The organism is Pseudomonas sp. Y5-11 (assembly GCF_022368695.1).
Lineage (GTDB): Bacteria > Pseudomonadota > Gammaproteobacteria > Pseudomonadales > Pseudomonadaceae > Aquipseudomonas > Aquipseudomonas parakoreensis.
In genome coordinates this window covers 267,257-279,392 of record NZ_CP058974.1, presented here as the reverse complement: position 1 = coordinate 279,392, position 12,136 = coordinate 267,257, and the positions used below count along the sequence as shown (strand labels likewise).

Below are 12,136 nucleotides of genomic sequence, written 5' to 3'. Positions count from 1 at the left end.
GTTCAGACCGCGACCCGATGATCTGCAAGCACCGGGCTGCTGACGCGGTAGATACCAATCTCACCTAACAGATTAGGCCATAGCTTACTGGCCCACCCGTGGCGGTGCTGTTGATCCACGGCAAGCCGATCAATGACCTTCGCATCACGTTCGCGGCAAAGTTCTTCAAAGTCTTCGAAGGTGCAGAAGTGAATGTTCGGCGTGTTGTACCAGGTATACGGCAGAAACTCAGACACCGGCATCCGGCCCTTGCTTGCCAGATACCAGCGGCAGCGCCAGTGACCGAAGTTGGGGAAGGTGATGATGCACTGACGACCGACCCGCAGCATTTCGTCGAGGATCTTGTCCGGGTAATGCACGGCTTGCAGGGCCTGGGTCATGACGACGATGTCGAAACTGTTGCTGGCGAAGTTGCCCAGCCCTTTGTCCAGATCCTGCTCGATGACGTTGATGCCCTTGGCCACGCATTCGGCGATGTTGTCGGCGTCGTTTTCCAGGCCATAACCGGTGACGTTCTTGTTGTCGCGCAGCCAGGTCAGCAGTTCGCCGTCGCCGCAGCCGAGGTCGAGCACGCGACTGCCGGCGGGGATCCATTCCTGGATGATTTCCAGATCAGCTCTCATGGCTTGTTCACACCGTAATTCGGTTCATGTAATTGCCGAACGCCTGCAGATAGCGCGGGATCGGAATCAGGAAGGCGTCGTGGCCCTGTGGCGCATCGATTTCCAGATAGCTCACGTCTTTGCGTGCCGCCATCAGCGCGTCCACCAGTTCCCGCGAGCGGGCCGGGGAGAAGCGCCAGTCTGTGGTGAATGACATCACGCAGAACTTGGCTGTGGCGTTTTCGAAAGTTTTCGCCAGGTTATCGTCGAAGTTCGCCGCCGGATCGAAGTAGTCCAGCGCCTTGGTCATCAACAAATAGGTGTTGGCATCGAAACGCCCGGAGAATTCTTCACCCTGATAGCGCAGATAGCTTTCGACCTGGAACTCGACGCTGTGGAAGTCGTAGTTGAGCTTTTCGCTCTTCAGGCCGCGACCGAATTTTTCGCCCATCGAGTCGTCGGACAGGTAGGTGATGTGCCCGACCATCCGCGCCAGCATCAGCCCGCGCTTGGGGATCACGCCGTGTTCCTGGAACGAACCACCGTGGAATTCCGGGTCGGTGAGGATCGCCTGACGCGCGACTTCGTTGAAGGCGATGTTCTGCGCCGACAGCTTGGGCGCTGAGGCGATAGCCAGGCAGTGACGCACGCGATCCGGGTAGGTGATCGTCCACTGCAAGGCCTGCATGCCGCCGAGGCTGCCACCGATCACGGCGGCGAACTGACGAATGCCGAGCCGGTCGGCCAGACGCGCCTGGCTGTGCACCCAGTCTTCCACGGTGAGCACCGGGAAGTCGGCGCCGAATGGCTTGCCGGTTTCCGGATTGATACTGCTCGGGCCGGTGGAGCCGTTGCAGCCGCCCAGATTGTTCAGGCTGACCACGAAGAACTTATTGGTGTCGATCGGTTTGCCCGGGCCGATGCAGCTGTCCCACCAACCGGGCTTGCGGTCGTCGGCGCTGTGATAGCCGGCGGCATGATGATGCCCGGACAAGGCGTGGCAGATCAGCACGGCGTTGCTCGCCTGTGCGTTCAGCGTGCCGTAGGTTTCGTAGATCAGGTCGTAGGCGGGCAGCGAACGGCCGCAGGCCAAAGCCAGAGGTTCACTGAAGTGCGCCGTTTGCGGCGTCACCAGACCAACAGAATCGGGGGGAAAGGCAGCTGGCATCGACCCTGCTCTCGTTGAAATGAGGCGTAAGTCTAAAGACCGGGGGGGTTAGCGGCAAGCAACGATGGGGCCTGATCGTTGATTGAGCGAAGTCCTTGTGGTGAGGGGATTTATCCCCGATGGCTGCGTAGCAGCCCAGTCATCTTTGGCCGTGCCGGAAGAATGGGGTTGGCAACAACAAGGGGCCGCTTCGCGACCCATCGGGGATAAATCCCCTCACCACAGAGGATCAGGCCGGACGTACCAACCCCGGCAACTCCGGCAGCTTCTTCGGCGCACGGATCTTCACCCGTTTCTGCCGGTTCAGCTCGCCGCTGAGCAAGCTCACCTGGCTTTTGGACACCCCAAACGCCTTGGCCAGAAAGCCCATCAGATACGCATTGGCCTTGCCCTCGACCGGCGGCGCGGTGAGGCGGATCTTCAGGCGGTCACCGTGCAGCCCGGCGAAATCATCGCTGCGGGCTGCCGGTTGCAGATGACATTCGAGGATCAAATCGTCCCCGTCCCAGCGAAACCAGCTCACATCAGCAGGCGCAGGATTTCCGGCATCATCGTCATCGCCGCCAGATTGTTGATCACCAGCATGTCGATCAGCTTCAGCGCGAGGAAGGCGAAGATCGGCGACAGATCCAGACCGCCGAGGTTCGGCAGGATACGGCGGAACGGTGCCAGCGCCGGCTCGCAGATCTGGTTGACCAGTTCCGCGCCCGGGTTGTGGCTGCCCGGGGCGACCCACGACAGGATCACGCTGATGATCAGGGCGAAGAAGAAGATCTTCAGGAACAGCGCGGTCACGCCGATGATTGACCAGATGAACAGCTGCAGCGGGTTGCCGGTGGTGCCGTAGGTCAGCAGCAGGGTCAGGGCCATCAGGGCCAGTTGCACCAGAATTGCCAGCACCAGCGATGACATATCCAGGCCGAACAGGCTCGGGATGATCCGGCGCAGTGGCTTGAGCAGCGGCTGGGTGGCCTTGACCACGAATTGGCACAGCGGGTTATAAAAATTCGCCCGCACCAGTTGCAGGACGAAGCGCAGCAGCACAATCAGCAGGTACAGGCTGCCGAGGGTTTGCAGCACGTAAACCGCTGCGGTGTTCAATCCAATCATGTAAGGCTCCTTATTTGCCCAGTTGTTCGGCCATTTCGGCCGAGCGGTGCGCGGCGGCGCCGAGTGCTTTTTCCACCAGGGCTTCGAAGCCATTAGCCTGGAATGATTTGATCGCGGCCTCTGTGGTGCCATTTGGCGACGTCACGCGACGGCGTAGTTCGGCAGCGTCGACATCGCTGGATACCGCCATGTGCGCGGCGCCCAGCGCCGTTTGCAGGGTCAGTTGCTCGGCGATTTCCTTGGGCAGGCCGAGTTTGACGCCGGCGGCGGTCATCGCTTCGATCAGCAGGAAGAAGTACGCCGGGCCGGAACCGGAGACGGCGGTCACGGCATCGAGTTGCTGCTCTTCGTCCAGCCACAGCGCAATACCCACGGCGGACAGCAGCTCTTCAGCCTGCTGACGCTGTTCGGCAGTCACTTCGCTGGTGGCGTACAAGCCACTGACGCCCTGACGCAGCAGCGCCGGGGTGTTCGGCATGCAGCGCACGATCGGCTGCTCGCCGAGCCACGCAGTCATGCTCGCGCAGGTGATGCCGGCGGCGATCGATACCACCAGTTGCTGCGGTTTCAGGCTTGGCCGGATGGCTTCGCACACGGCTTTCATCGCCTGTGGCTTGACCGCCAGCACGATCACGTCGGCACCTTCGATGGCCTGCGCGTTGTCGGCGAAGGTTTCGATGCCGTGTTCGGCGCTGACGCGTTGGCGGGTTTCTTCGCCCGGATCGCTGGCGCGGATGTGGCTGGCTTGCAGACCCTTGGCGCGCAGGCCACCGATCAGACTGGCGGCCATGTTGCCGGCACCGATAAAGGCAATACTTGTGTTGCTCATGTCAGGTCCTTTTTCAGATGGCTGTCGGTCATTGCTGACCGTAATCTCTGGCCCCAAACAGGGCGGTACCGATCCGCACCCAGGTGGCGCCTTGGGCGATGGCCGACTCGAGGTCGTGGCTCATGCCCATGGAAAGTGTGTCGAGCGGCAGATTCAGGCTGGCCTGCAAACGTTGCACTGCAGCAAAAGCGGCGTCTTGTTCGGCGCGATCTTCGGTCGGCTCGGGAATCGCCATCAGCCCGCGCAATTTCAGCCGGGGCAGGGTGCTGATGGCCTCGGCCAGCGCCGGCAGGTCGGCCGGGGTGCAACCGGACTTGCTGGCTTCACCGCTGACGTTGACCTGAATGCAGATGTTCAGCGGCGGCAGCTCGGCCGGGCGCTGTTCGGACAGGCGTTGGGCAATTTTCAGGCGATCCACGGAGTGCACCCAGTCGAAATGCTCGGCGATAGCGCGAGTCTTGTTCGATTGAATGGGGCCGATGAAGTGCCAGATCAAGGGCAGGTCGGCCAGTTCGAGCTGTTTGCCCAAGGCTTCCTGCAGGTAGTTCTCGCCAAAGTCACGCAGGCCGGCGGCGTAGGCTTCACGCAGGGCCTGCGCCGGTTTCGTCTTGCTGACGGCGAGCAATTGAACGCTGTTTTCGTCACGACCGGCCGCTTTGGTCGCGGCCTGGATGCGCGAACTAACCTGAAGGATGTTGTCTGCTATCGTGGACATCAAGAGGCGCCGGCGGTCTGAAGGTTCGCGGCATTCTACTGGAATTGAGGGACGCTATGGATATCACTGAACTGCTGGCGTTCAGCGCCAAACAGGGCGCTTCCGACCTGCACCTGTCGGCGGGCCTGCCGCCGATGATCCGCGTCGATGGCGATGTGCGGCGGATCAATCTGCCGGCGCTGGATCACAAGCAAGTGCACGAATTGATCTACGACATCATGAACGACACCCAGCGGGTCGATTTCGAGAAACACCTGGAAACGGATTTCTCGTTCGAAGTCCCTGGCGTCGCGCGTTTTCGGGTCAATGCGTTTAACCAGAATCGTGGCGCCGGTGCGGTGTTTCGCACCATCCCGTCGAAAGTGCTGAGCATGGAAGACCTCGCCATGGGCGATGTGTTTCGCAAGATCACCGATGCGCCACGCGGGCTGGTGCTGGTGACCGGGCCGACCGGTTCCGGCAAGTCGACCACGCTGGCGGCGATGATCGATTACCTCAACACCCATCGCCATCATCACATTCTCACCATCGAAGACCCCATCGAGTTCGTCCACGAATCGCGCAAATGCCTGATCAATCAGCGCGAAGTCCATCGCGATACCCGCAGCTTCGCCACCGCGTTGCGCTCGGCCTTACGCGAAGACCCGGATGTGATCCTGGTGGGTGAGATGCGCGACCTGGAAACCATCCGCCTCGCACTGACTGCCGCCGAGACCGGGCATCTGGTGTTCGGCACGCTGCACACCACTTCAGCCGCCAAGACCATCGACCGGGTTGTCGATGTGTTCCCGGGCGACGAGAAGTCCATGGTGCGTTCAATGTTGTCCGAGTCGCTGCTGGCCGTGGTGTCGCAGACGCTGATCAAGAAGATTGGTGGCGGGCGGGTAGCGGCGCACGAAATCATGCTGGGAACGTCGGCGATCCGGAACCTGATCCGCGAGGACAAAGTGGCGCAGATGTATTCGGCGATTCAGACCGGTGGGTCGCTGGGGATGCAGACACTCGACATGTGCCTGAAGGAGCTGGTGACCAAGGGCTTGATCAGCCGCGAGCATGCGCGGGAAAAGGCGCGTACGCCGGATAATTTCTAAAGGCTGGAATGCACCTGTGGCGAGGGAGCTTGCTCCCGCTTGAGCGCGTAGCGCTCACAAGATTTTGGGGCTGCTGCGCAGCCCAGCGGGAGCAAGCTCCCTCGCCACAGTTGATCGTGTTTCAGCGCTGAACCACGCGCATCTGCTTGCCGCCCGGGTCTTTCGGCAGCACACGCTTGGCAACCACGTAATGCTGTTCCCAGTACGGCTTGTTCAGCGTATCGATGCTGACCGCTTTGCCACGGCGGGGTGCGTGGATGAAGCGGTCGTTGCCCAGGTAGATGGCAACGTGGTTGACCCGGCGGCTCTTGATGTTGAAGAAAATCAGGTCGCCCGGCTTCAGATCCTTGCGTTCGACTTTCTCGCCATGCCCGCTGGCCATGGCGTTGGAGGTGCGTGGCAGGTCGAACGTGGCGTCGTTGAACGCATATTTCACCAGACCGCTGCAGTCGAAGCCTTTACTTGGGCTGCTGCCGCCCCAACGGTAGGGAGTACCGAGGACGTTCACCGCACGGCTCAGGACGTTGCTGCTTTCCTTGTTGGCCATCGGTGGCACCAGCTTGCCGTGACTCTTGCTGGCAAGCGTGGTGTGTTTCGTTTGTTTGCTGCTCTTGCTCGAAGGAGCCGAAGCATGGGATTTAGGGGTGAAACCGTTGACGTTGGGAAGACGTTGCTCACGATTGGTGGCGTGGGCGGCCAGTGGCATTAATAGGCAAATAGTTAGCCATGTCTTGAAAAATGGTCGCATTAGGCGTGGCTCTTAGGTGGTAGCGCGCAACTTTATAACAGCTTTTTTGTCCCTACCGAGGCCGTTGGTCGATTCAATCGGGAGGCAACGGAACCAAACAAGCGGCAAATGGACGCGATTGTCCGACAGAAGTCCGGTGGTATAAGGCTTTGACGGACGACACAGTAACATTTGCCGTACGTCGGCTCCCTGTAAAAAAGTCACAAAGAATTAAAGAAAATTTATCTATCGAGTGAATCGAGGTCTTCATGAACCGCTATCAGCAGGTCGCTGCACCGCAAGATACGCACAGCAAAATCATCGGTTATCTGCTGTGGATTTTTGGTTTCACCGGCGCTCACCGCTTCTATTACGGCAAGCCGGTGACCGGGACGATCTGGTTCTTCACCTTCGGTCTGCTGGGCATTGGCTGGCTGATCGACGTGTTCCTGATTCCGGCGATGGATCGCGAGGCGGATCTGCGTTTCACCGCAGGGCCGATCGAATACAACGTGGCGTGGATTCTGCTGACGTTCCTGGGCGTGTTCGGCGTGCACCGGATGTACCAGGGCAAGTGGATCAGCGGGTTGCTGTATCTGCTGACCGGCGGGTTGTTCTTTATTGGTGTGCTGTATGACTTCTGGACCCTGAATGATCAGGTGTCGGTGCGCAACGCGCAGAATCGCGGTGCCTTTCAGTAACCTGTGGCGAGGGGATTTATCCCCGATGGGGCGCGTAGCGGCCCTAAAACATTCAACCGCGGAGGAACTGAAATCACCGCGGTTGTAGATCGAGGGCTGCTGCGCAGTCCATCGGGGATAAATCCCCTCGCCACAATGTCCCTCAGCAGCCGGTTACGCCTGGTGGCTGATCCGCCCGTCCACCAGCGTATAGCGCACCACACCCGGCAGGCTGTGCCCGAGGAACGGGCAGTTCTCGCCCTTCGACAGCCAGCCTTCGCCGGCCACGGTGGATGCTTTCGGGTCGAACAGCACGATATCGGCCGCACCACCGACTTCCAGTTTGCCCGCCGGCAAACGCAGCGCGTCCGCAGGCCCAGAGCTCAGGCGCGCCAGCAGGGTCGGCAGATCCAGCAAGCCATCCTCAACCAGCGTCATCGCCAGCGGCAGCAGCAATTCAACACTGCTGATGCCCGGCTCGGTGGCGCCGAACGGCGCCAGTTTGGCGTCGCGCTCATGCGGCTGGTGATGGCTGGAGATCGCCGACACCACGCCGGATTTCACTGCCTCGCGCAGGCCGTCGCGGTCGGCACGGGTGCGCAGCGGCGGTTGCACGTGATACAGGCTGCTGAAGTCGATCAGCGCTTCATCGGTAAGGATCAGCTGATACAGGGCGACATCCGCCGTAACCTTCAAACCACGGGCCTGCGCCTGAGCGATCAGGGCCACGCCGCGCGCGCTGGTCAGTTGGCTGAAGTGCGCGCGCACGCCGGTCTGCTCGACCAGCAGCAGATCGCGAGCGAGGGCCACGGTTTCCGCGGTTTCCGGAATGCCCGGCAAGCCAAGGAAACTGGCGACCGCGCCTTCATGGGCCAGACCGCCATCGGCCAGATCGTGATCCTGCGAATTGAAGATCACCGTCAGGTCGAAAGTGGCCGCGTAGTCCAGCGCCCGGCACAGGGTGCGGGTGTTGCGGAAACTCTCCAGACCGTTGCCGAACGCCACACACCCGGCGTCGCGTAGCGCCACCAGCTCTGCCAGCTGTTCGCCGTCCAGGCCTTTGCTCAGCGCGCCAATCGGAAACACCTTGGTGTTGCCGGCTTCGCGGGCGCGGTCGAGGATCAGTTCGGCCACGGCCGAGGTGTCGAGTACCGGTTTGGTTTTCGGCGGGCAGCACAGACTGGTCACGCCGCCAGCCGCCGCGGCGCGGGTTTCGCTGGCGATGCTGCCTTTGCGGCTGTAGCCCGGTTCGCGCAGGGCGACGTTCAGATCGACCAGCCCGGGCGCGGCAACGAGGCCTTGAGCGTCGATGGTTTCAACGGCAGTGAAACCGGCGGGTGCGGCGCCGAGAGCGACGATCTTGCAGGCTTCAACGTGGATATCGGTGATTTGATCCAGGCCGCTGCTTGGATCGATGACGCGGGCGCCGAGAATGCTGAGCTTCACTGGGCGTTCTCCTGCTCGAATTGACGTTGCGCTGTTTGCCCGCTCATGGCCATGGACAGCACGGCCATGCGGATCGCGATGCCGTAGGTGACTTGATTGAGGATCACCGAGTGCGGGCCGTCGGCCACCGCGGACTCGATTTCCACGCCACGGTTGATCGGCCCCGGGTGCATGACGATGCAATCGGGCTTGGCCCCGGCCAGACGTGCGGTGGTCAGGCCGAACAGGCGGTAGAACTCGCCTTCACTCGGCAGCAGGCCGCCGCTCATGCGCTCGCGCTGCAGGCGCAGCATGATTACCACGTCGACGTCCTTGAGGCCTTCGTTCATGTCGGTGTAGACCTTGACGCCGTACTGCTCGATGCCGATCGGCAGCAGGGTCTTCGGCGCGATCACGCGGATGTCCGGGCAGCCGAGGGTCTTCAGGGCCAGCATGTTCGAGCGCGCGACCCGCGAGTGCAGGATGTCGCCGACAATCGCCACCGAGAGGTTTTCGAAACCGCCCTTGTGCCGACGGATGGTGAGCATGTCGAGCATGCCCTGAGTCGGGTGCGCATGACGGCCGTCGCCGCCGTTGATGATCGCCACCTGCGGGCAGACATGCTCGGCGATGAAATGCGCGGCGCCGGAATCACCGTGGCGCACGACGAACATGTCGGCGGCCATCGCTTCGAGGTTGCGCAGGGTGTCGAGCAGGGTTTCACCTTTGCTGGCCGACGAAGTCGACACGTTCAGGGTGATCACGTCCGCCGACAGCCGCTGGGCCGCCAGTTCGAAGGTGGTACGGGTGCGGGTGGAGTTTTCGAAGAACACGTTGCACACGGTCTTGCCGCGCAGCAACGGGACCTTCTTCACCGCCCGGGCACCGACTTCGAGAAACGAGTCGGCAGTGTCGAGGATTTCCGTCAGCAACTCGCGGCGCAGGCCGTCGAGCGAGAGGAAGTGGCGCAGCTGGCCCTGATCATTGAGCTGCAGCGGGCGCTTGGTATCTAGAGGCGTCATCGCGAGGGGGACTCTCAATAAGGGCGGGTTAGGAATTCAGGTCTTGCAGTTCGAGCGTCAGCGGCTCCGGGCCGGACAGCTTCACGCGCTCGTTGGCGGCCAGCGACAGCGTCGCGCCGACCACGTTCGGGCGGATCGGCAGCTCGCCGGCGTCCAGGTCGAGCAGGCAGACCAGGGTTACGCTGGCCGGGCGGCCGTAGTCGAACAGTTCGTTCATGGCGGCGCGGATGGTCCGGCCACTCATCAATACGTCGTCGATCAGCACCAGATGCTGGCCTTCGATCTCGAAGGGCAGGGCCGACGGACGCACTTGCGGGTGCAGGCCGTTCTGGCTGAAGTCGTCGCGGTAGAAGGAAACATCCAGCGTGCCCAGCGGCGCGTCACTGCCCAGTTCCTTGAGCAGGGCCTGCGCGACCCAGATACCACCGGTGCGGATGCCGATGTAACGCGGCTCGCGGATATCACGCTGGGCCAGGTGCGCCTTGAGGCGGGTCGCCATCTGGCTGATCAGATCGGCGGGATTGGGCAGGCTCATGGTTGCTCCTTCTTGGGGCCGAGCCGGGTCCTTGGACGCGGCTCGGGTCGTAGCTCAAAAGAAAAGCGCCGAAGCGCTTGTCAGGATTCAAACAATGCAGTGTTTTCATCGAGCCAGCCCTGCAGCAGCAGAGCGGCGGCGATGGCGTCCACCGGGTTGTCGCGGTAACTGCCTTTCTGCCCGCCACGCACCAGCCGCTCACCCTTGGCTTCAAAGGTGGTCAGGCGTTCGTCATGGGTATAGAAGGGCACATTGAAGCGGCCATTGAGACGGCGGGCGAATTTCTCCGCGCGCAGGCACATCTCGCTGGGCGTGCCGTCCATGTTCAGCGGCAGGCCGACCACCACGGCGTCGGGTTTCCATTCCTTGAACAGCGCTTCGACCTGATTCCAGTCGGGCACGCCGTTTTGCGCTTTCAGGGTGCACAGCTCGCGGGCCTGGCCGGTAATCACCTGGCCGACCGCAACGCCGATCTGTTTGGTGCCGTAGTCGAAGCCGAGAATCAGGCGCAGGGCCATCAGGCGTGCCCCGCCTGGCTGGTCAGCAGGCTGAGGTTGATCCCCAGGTGCCGTGCCGCCGCTTCCAGACGCAGCTCGCTGCTGGTGTTGAACAGGATGTCGGCGTCGTACGGGCAGGTCAGCCAGGCGTTGTCGGCCAGTTCAGCCTCCAGTTGCCCGGCTTCCCAACCGGCGTAGCCGAGGGTGATCACGCTTTTCGCCGGGCCCACGCCGTCGGCGATGGCGAACAGCACGTCCTGCGAAGTGGACAGCGCCAGATCACCTTCGAGCTCAACGGTGGCCTGAAAGGTCTTGCCGGCCGGGTGCAGGACGAAACCGCGATCAGTCTGCACCGGGCCGCCGATGAAAATCGGCACGTGCTGGCACAGCGCTGGCGGATCGATGTCCGGGCGCAATTGCTCGAGGATGTCAGCCAGATTCAGCTCTTGCGGTCGATTGACCACCAGCCCCATGGCGCCATTGGCCGTGTGCTCGACGATGTAGGTCAAGGTGTGGGCAAAGTTCGGGTCGGCCATGTGCGGCATGGCGATCAGGAAGTGATGCTTGAGGTAGCTGGGGCTGACGTTTTTCATGAGCGATAGTGTGGCGTTCAAGGGGCGAACTGACAAGCTGAGGATCAGAGAACAACGCAGATCCATTGTTGAAGTTGAACCTTTGTGGTGAGGGGATTTATCCCCGATGGGGTGCGAAGCGGCCCTCAATCCATTGACGTGATATGCCTGACATACCGAGTGTGCTGGTTTTGCGACTGCTTCGCAGCCGATCGGGGATAAATCCCCTCACCACAAAAAACCTGTATGCCGGCGGTCAGTTACTGGAGAGTTTGTCGCCCCGGGCGAATTTCCAGGTGCGGATGATTTCCAGTCGGTCGATATCCGACAGATCGCCGGTAAACGGCGCAAACGGTGCCGCCAGCCGGACGATGCGCTGCGCCGCCTGATCCAGCAGCGGCTGGCCGGAGGACTCCAGCACCAGCACTTCATACAGCGAGCCATCGCGGTTGATTGAAACCATCAGGCGCAGGTTGCCGTAAATCTGCTTGCGCCGGGCTTCTTCCGGGTAATTGAGGTTGCCGATGCGCTCGACCTTCTTGCGCCAGTCGTCCTTGTACCAGGCGCCCTTGTCGCGCATGGTCGAGGCCGCGCTCAAACGGTGAATGCGCGGGCGCTTGGCGTATAGCTGTTGTTCGTTGGCCAGTTCGGCTTCGAGGCTGGCGATGTCGCTGGACAGCTGCGAGCTGTCGAACGTCGGCGCGTTGACCGCAGGCTTGGTTTCGGTTTTGGTTTCTTCTTTCTTGGTCGGCGCCTTTTGCTGTTTCGGCGCCACGGTGGTCACCGCAGCCTTGGGTGCTGCTTCGCGCACTTCCGGCTTGGCGGCCGGTGGCGGGGTGACCTTCTTGACCTGGTTATCCTGGAACGGCGCGACCTCGGTGGTCTTGGGAGTCGCCTTCTTGTCAAGGGTGCCGCTGCCTTCCTGGTTTTCCTGAGCGAGGAAATCGGCCTTTTTCGGCTTGGTTTCGCTCTTGAAGGTGGCGAGGGTGATTTCCAGGGTTTTACTGATCTGCTTGGGCTCGACCATGGTGAAGCCCACGCCGAGCAGCAGCGCCAAATGAATCAGCGCCGCCAGAAACAGGGTAAAGCCGAGGCGATCGGCCGGGCGCACGCCACGATGGGCGAGTTCTGCGGGCAGATCGGACGGGAGGGTCATGACAAGA

Annotated in this window: 15 protein-coding genes; 2 read left to right on the top strand and 13 right to left on the bottom strand. The window is 61.7% G+C overall.

All coding sequences use genetic code 11. The annotated features are described in order from the left end of the window. Positions 1-2 precede the first annotated feature (2 nt). The 6 genes from metW to HXW87_RS01160 form a co-directional block, all read right to left on the bottom strand. Positions 3-623, bottom strand: coding sequence for a methionine biosynthesis protein MetW (metW, locus tag HXW87_RS01185; protein ID WP_003229126.1), 621 nt, complete (start codon positions 621-623; stop codon positions 3-5). A 7-nt stretch (positions 624-630) separates the two neighbouring features. After that, positions 631-1,770, bottom strand: coding sequence for a homoserine O-acetyltransferase (locus tag HXW87_RS01180; protein ID WP_239778342.1), 1,140 nt, complete (start codon positions 1,768-1,770; stop codon positions 631-633). A gap of 229 nt (positions 1,771-1,999) precedes the next feature. Continuing rightward, entirely contained in the window at positions 2,000-2,293 is a 294-nt protein-coding gene (locus HXW87_RS01175; RefSeq protein ID WP_239778341.1) for a DUF167 domain-containing protein, read from the bottom strand. Next, positions 2,290-2,880 carry a YggT family protein gene (locus HXW87_RS01170; protein ID WP_047297137.1) on the bottom strand — a complete coding sequence of 197 codons (591 nt, stop codon included), beginning with the start codon at positions 2,878-2,880 and terminating at the stop codon, positions 2,290-2,292. The genes HXW87_RS01175 and HXW87_RS01170 overlap by 4 nt, the downstream gene beginning before the upstream one ends. A 10-nt stretch (positions 2,881-2,890) precedes the next feature. Continuing rightward, positions 2,891-3,709 carry a pyrroline-5-carboxylate reductase gene (gene proC, locus HXW87_RS01165; RefSeq protein ID WP_239778340.1) on the bottom strand — a complete coding sequence of 273 codons (819 nt, stop codon included), beginning with the start codon at positions 3,707-3,709 and terminating at the stop codon, positions 2,891-2,893. Between the two features lie 28 nt (positions 3,710-3,737). Next, positions 3,738-4,424, bottom strand: coding sequence for a YggS family pyridoxal phosphate-dependent enzyme (locus tag HXW87_RS01160; protein ID WP_239778339.1), 687 nt, complete (start codon positions 4,422-4,424; stop codon positions 3,738-3,740). A gap of 56 nt (positions 4,425-4,480) precedes the next feature. On the opposite strand from HXW87_RS01160, the gene HXW87_RS01155 reads away from it, so the two are divergent. After that, complete coding sequence (locus HXW87_RS01155; RefSeq protein ID WP_041063525.1) at positions 4,481-5,515, top strand: type IV pilus twitching motility protein PilT; 1,035 nt, start codon at positions 4,481-4,483, stop codon at positions 5,513-5,515. Positions 5,516-5,636: 121 nt separating this feature from the next. Here HXW87_RS01155 and HXW87_RS01150 read toward each other — a convergent pair whose 3' ends face one another. Beyond that, positions 5,637-6,263, bottom strand: coding sequence for a C40 family peptidase (locus HXW87_RS01150; RefSeq protein WP_047297134.1), 627 nt, complete (start codon positions 6,261-6,263; stop codon positions 5,637-5,639). 248 nt (positions 6,264-6,511) lie between these two features. Between HXW87_RS01150 and HXW87_RS01145 the strand changes: the two genes are divergently transcribed. Further along, positions 6,512-6,943, top strand: a complete 432-nt coding sequence (locus HXW87_RS01145; protein ID WP_007964113.1) for a TM2 domain-containing protein — start codon at positions 6,512-6,514, stop codon at positions 6,941-6,943. 153 nt (positions 6,944-7,096) lie between these two features. Here HXW87_RS01145 and HXW87_RS01140 read toward each other — a convergent pair whose 3' ends face one another. The 6 genes from HXW87_RS01140 to HXW87_RS01115 form a co-directional block, all read right to left on the bottom strand. Then, the gene (locus HXW87_RS01140) at positions 7,097-8,368 is read right to left on the bottom strand and encodes a dihydroorotase (protein WP_239778338.1); all 1,272 of its coding nucleotides are present in this window, start codon (positions 8,366-8,368) and stop codon (positions 7,097-7,099) included. Further along, entirely contained in the window at positions 8,365-9,369 is a 1,005-nt protein-coding gene (locus HXW87_RS01135; protein ID WP_041063517.1) for an aspartate carbamoyltransferase catalytic subunit, read from the bottom strand. The genes HXW87_RS01140 and HXW87_RS01135 overlap by 4 nt, the downstream gene beginning before the upstream one ends. Before the next feature lie 28 nt (positions 9,370-9,397). Further along, positions 9,398-9,904 (bottom strand): bifunctional pyr operon transcriptional regulator/uracil phosphoribosyltransferase PyrR, encoded by a 507-nt coding sequence (gene pyrR / locus HXW87_RS01130; RefSeq protein WP_121187653.1) that lies wholly within the window; start codon positions 9,902-9,904, stop codon positions 9,398-9,400. Positions 9,905-9,984: 80 nt separating this feature from the next. Then, positions 9,985-10,422 (bottom strand): Holliday junction resolvase RuvX, encoded by a 438-nt coding sequence (ruvX, locus tag HXW87_RS01125; RefSeq protein WP_003229101.1) that lies wholly within the window; start codon positions 10,420-10,422, stop codon positions 9,985-9,987. Continuing rightward, the gene (locus tag HXW87_RS01120; RefSeq protein ID WP_011336368.1) at positions 10,422-10,994 is read right to left on the bottom strand and encodes a YqgE/AlgH family protein; all 573 of its coding nucleotides are present in this window, start codon (positions 10,992-10,994) and stop codon (positions 10,422-10,424) included. Before HXW87_RS01120 ends, ruvX begins: the two co-directional genes overlap by 1 nt. Before the next feature lie 235 nt (positions 10,995-11,229). Beyond that, positions 11,230-12,129 carry an energy transducer TonB gene (locus HXW87_RS01115; protein WP_239778337.1) on the bottom strand — a complete coding sequence of 300 codons (900 nt, stop codon included), beginning with the start codon at positions 12,127-12,129 and terminating at the stop codon, positions 11,230-11,232. Between the last annotated feature and the right edge of the window lie 7 nt (positions 12,130-12,136).

What these genes read in the sequence shown, in the direction of transcription:
- metW (WP_003229126.1), bottom strand. Translation starts at nt 623, where the DNA reads ATGAGAGCTGATCTGGAAATCATCCAGGAATGGATCCCCGCCGGCAGT.
- HXW87_RS01180 (WP_239778342.1), bottom strand. Translation starts at nt 1,770, where the DNA reads ATGCCAGCTGCCTTTCCCCCCGATTCTGTTGGTCTGGTGACGCCGCAA.
- HXW87_RS01170 (WP_047297137.1), bottom strand. Translation starts at nt 2,880, where the DNA reads ATGATTGGATTGAACACCGCAGCGGTTTACGTGCTGCAAACCCTCGGC.
- proC (WP_239778340.1), bottom strand. Translation starts at nt 3,709, where the DNA reads ATGAGCAACACAAGTATTGCCTTTATCGGTGCCGGCAACATGGCCGCC.
- HXW87_RS01160 (WP_239778339.1), bottom strand. Translation starts at nt 4,424, where the DNA reads ATGTCCACGATAGCAGACAACATCCTTCAGGTTAGTTCGCGCATCCAG.
- HXW87_RS01155 (WP_041063525.1), top strand. Translation starts at nt 4,481, where the DNA reads ATGGATATCACTGAACTGCTGGCGTTCAGCGCCAAACAGGGCGCTTCC.
- HXW87_RS01150 (WP_047297134.1), bottom strand. Translation starts at nt 6,263, where the DNA reads ATGCGACCATTTTTCAAGACATGGCTAACTATTTGCCTATTAATGCCA.
- HXW87_RS01145 (WP_007964113.1), top strand. Translation starts at nt 6,512, where the DNA reads ATGAACCGCTATCAGCAGGTCGCTGCACCGCAAGATACGCACAGCAAA.
- HXW87_RS01135 (WP_041063517.1), bottom strand. Translation starts at nt 9,369, where the DNA reads ATGACGCCTCTAGATACCAAGCGCCCGCTGCAGCTCAATGATCAGGGC.
- pyrR (WP_121187653.1), bottom strand. Translation starts at nt 9,904, where the DNA reads ATGAGCCTGCCCAATCCCGCCGATCTGATCAGCCAGATGGCGACCCGC.
- ruvX (WP_003229101.1), bottom strand. Translation starts at nt 10,422, where the DNA reads ATGGCCCTGCGCCTGATTCTCGGCTTCGACTACGGCACCAAACAGATC.
- HXW87_RS01120 (WP_011336368.1), bottom strand. Translation starts at nt 10,994, where the DNA reads ATGAAAAACGTCAGCCCCAGCTACCTCAAGCATCACTTCCTGATCGCC.
- HXW87_RS01115 (WP_239778337.1), bottom strand. Translation starts at nt 12,129, where the DNA reads ATGACCCTCCCGTCCGATCTGCCCGCAGAACTCGCCCATCGTGGCGTG.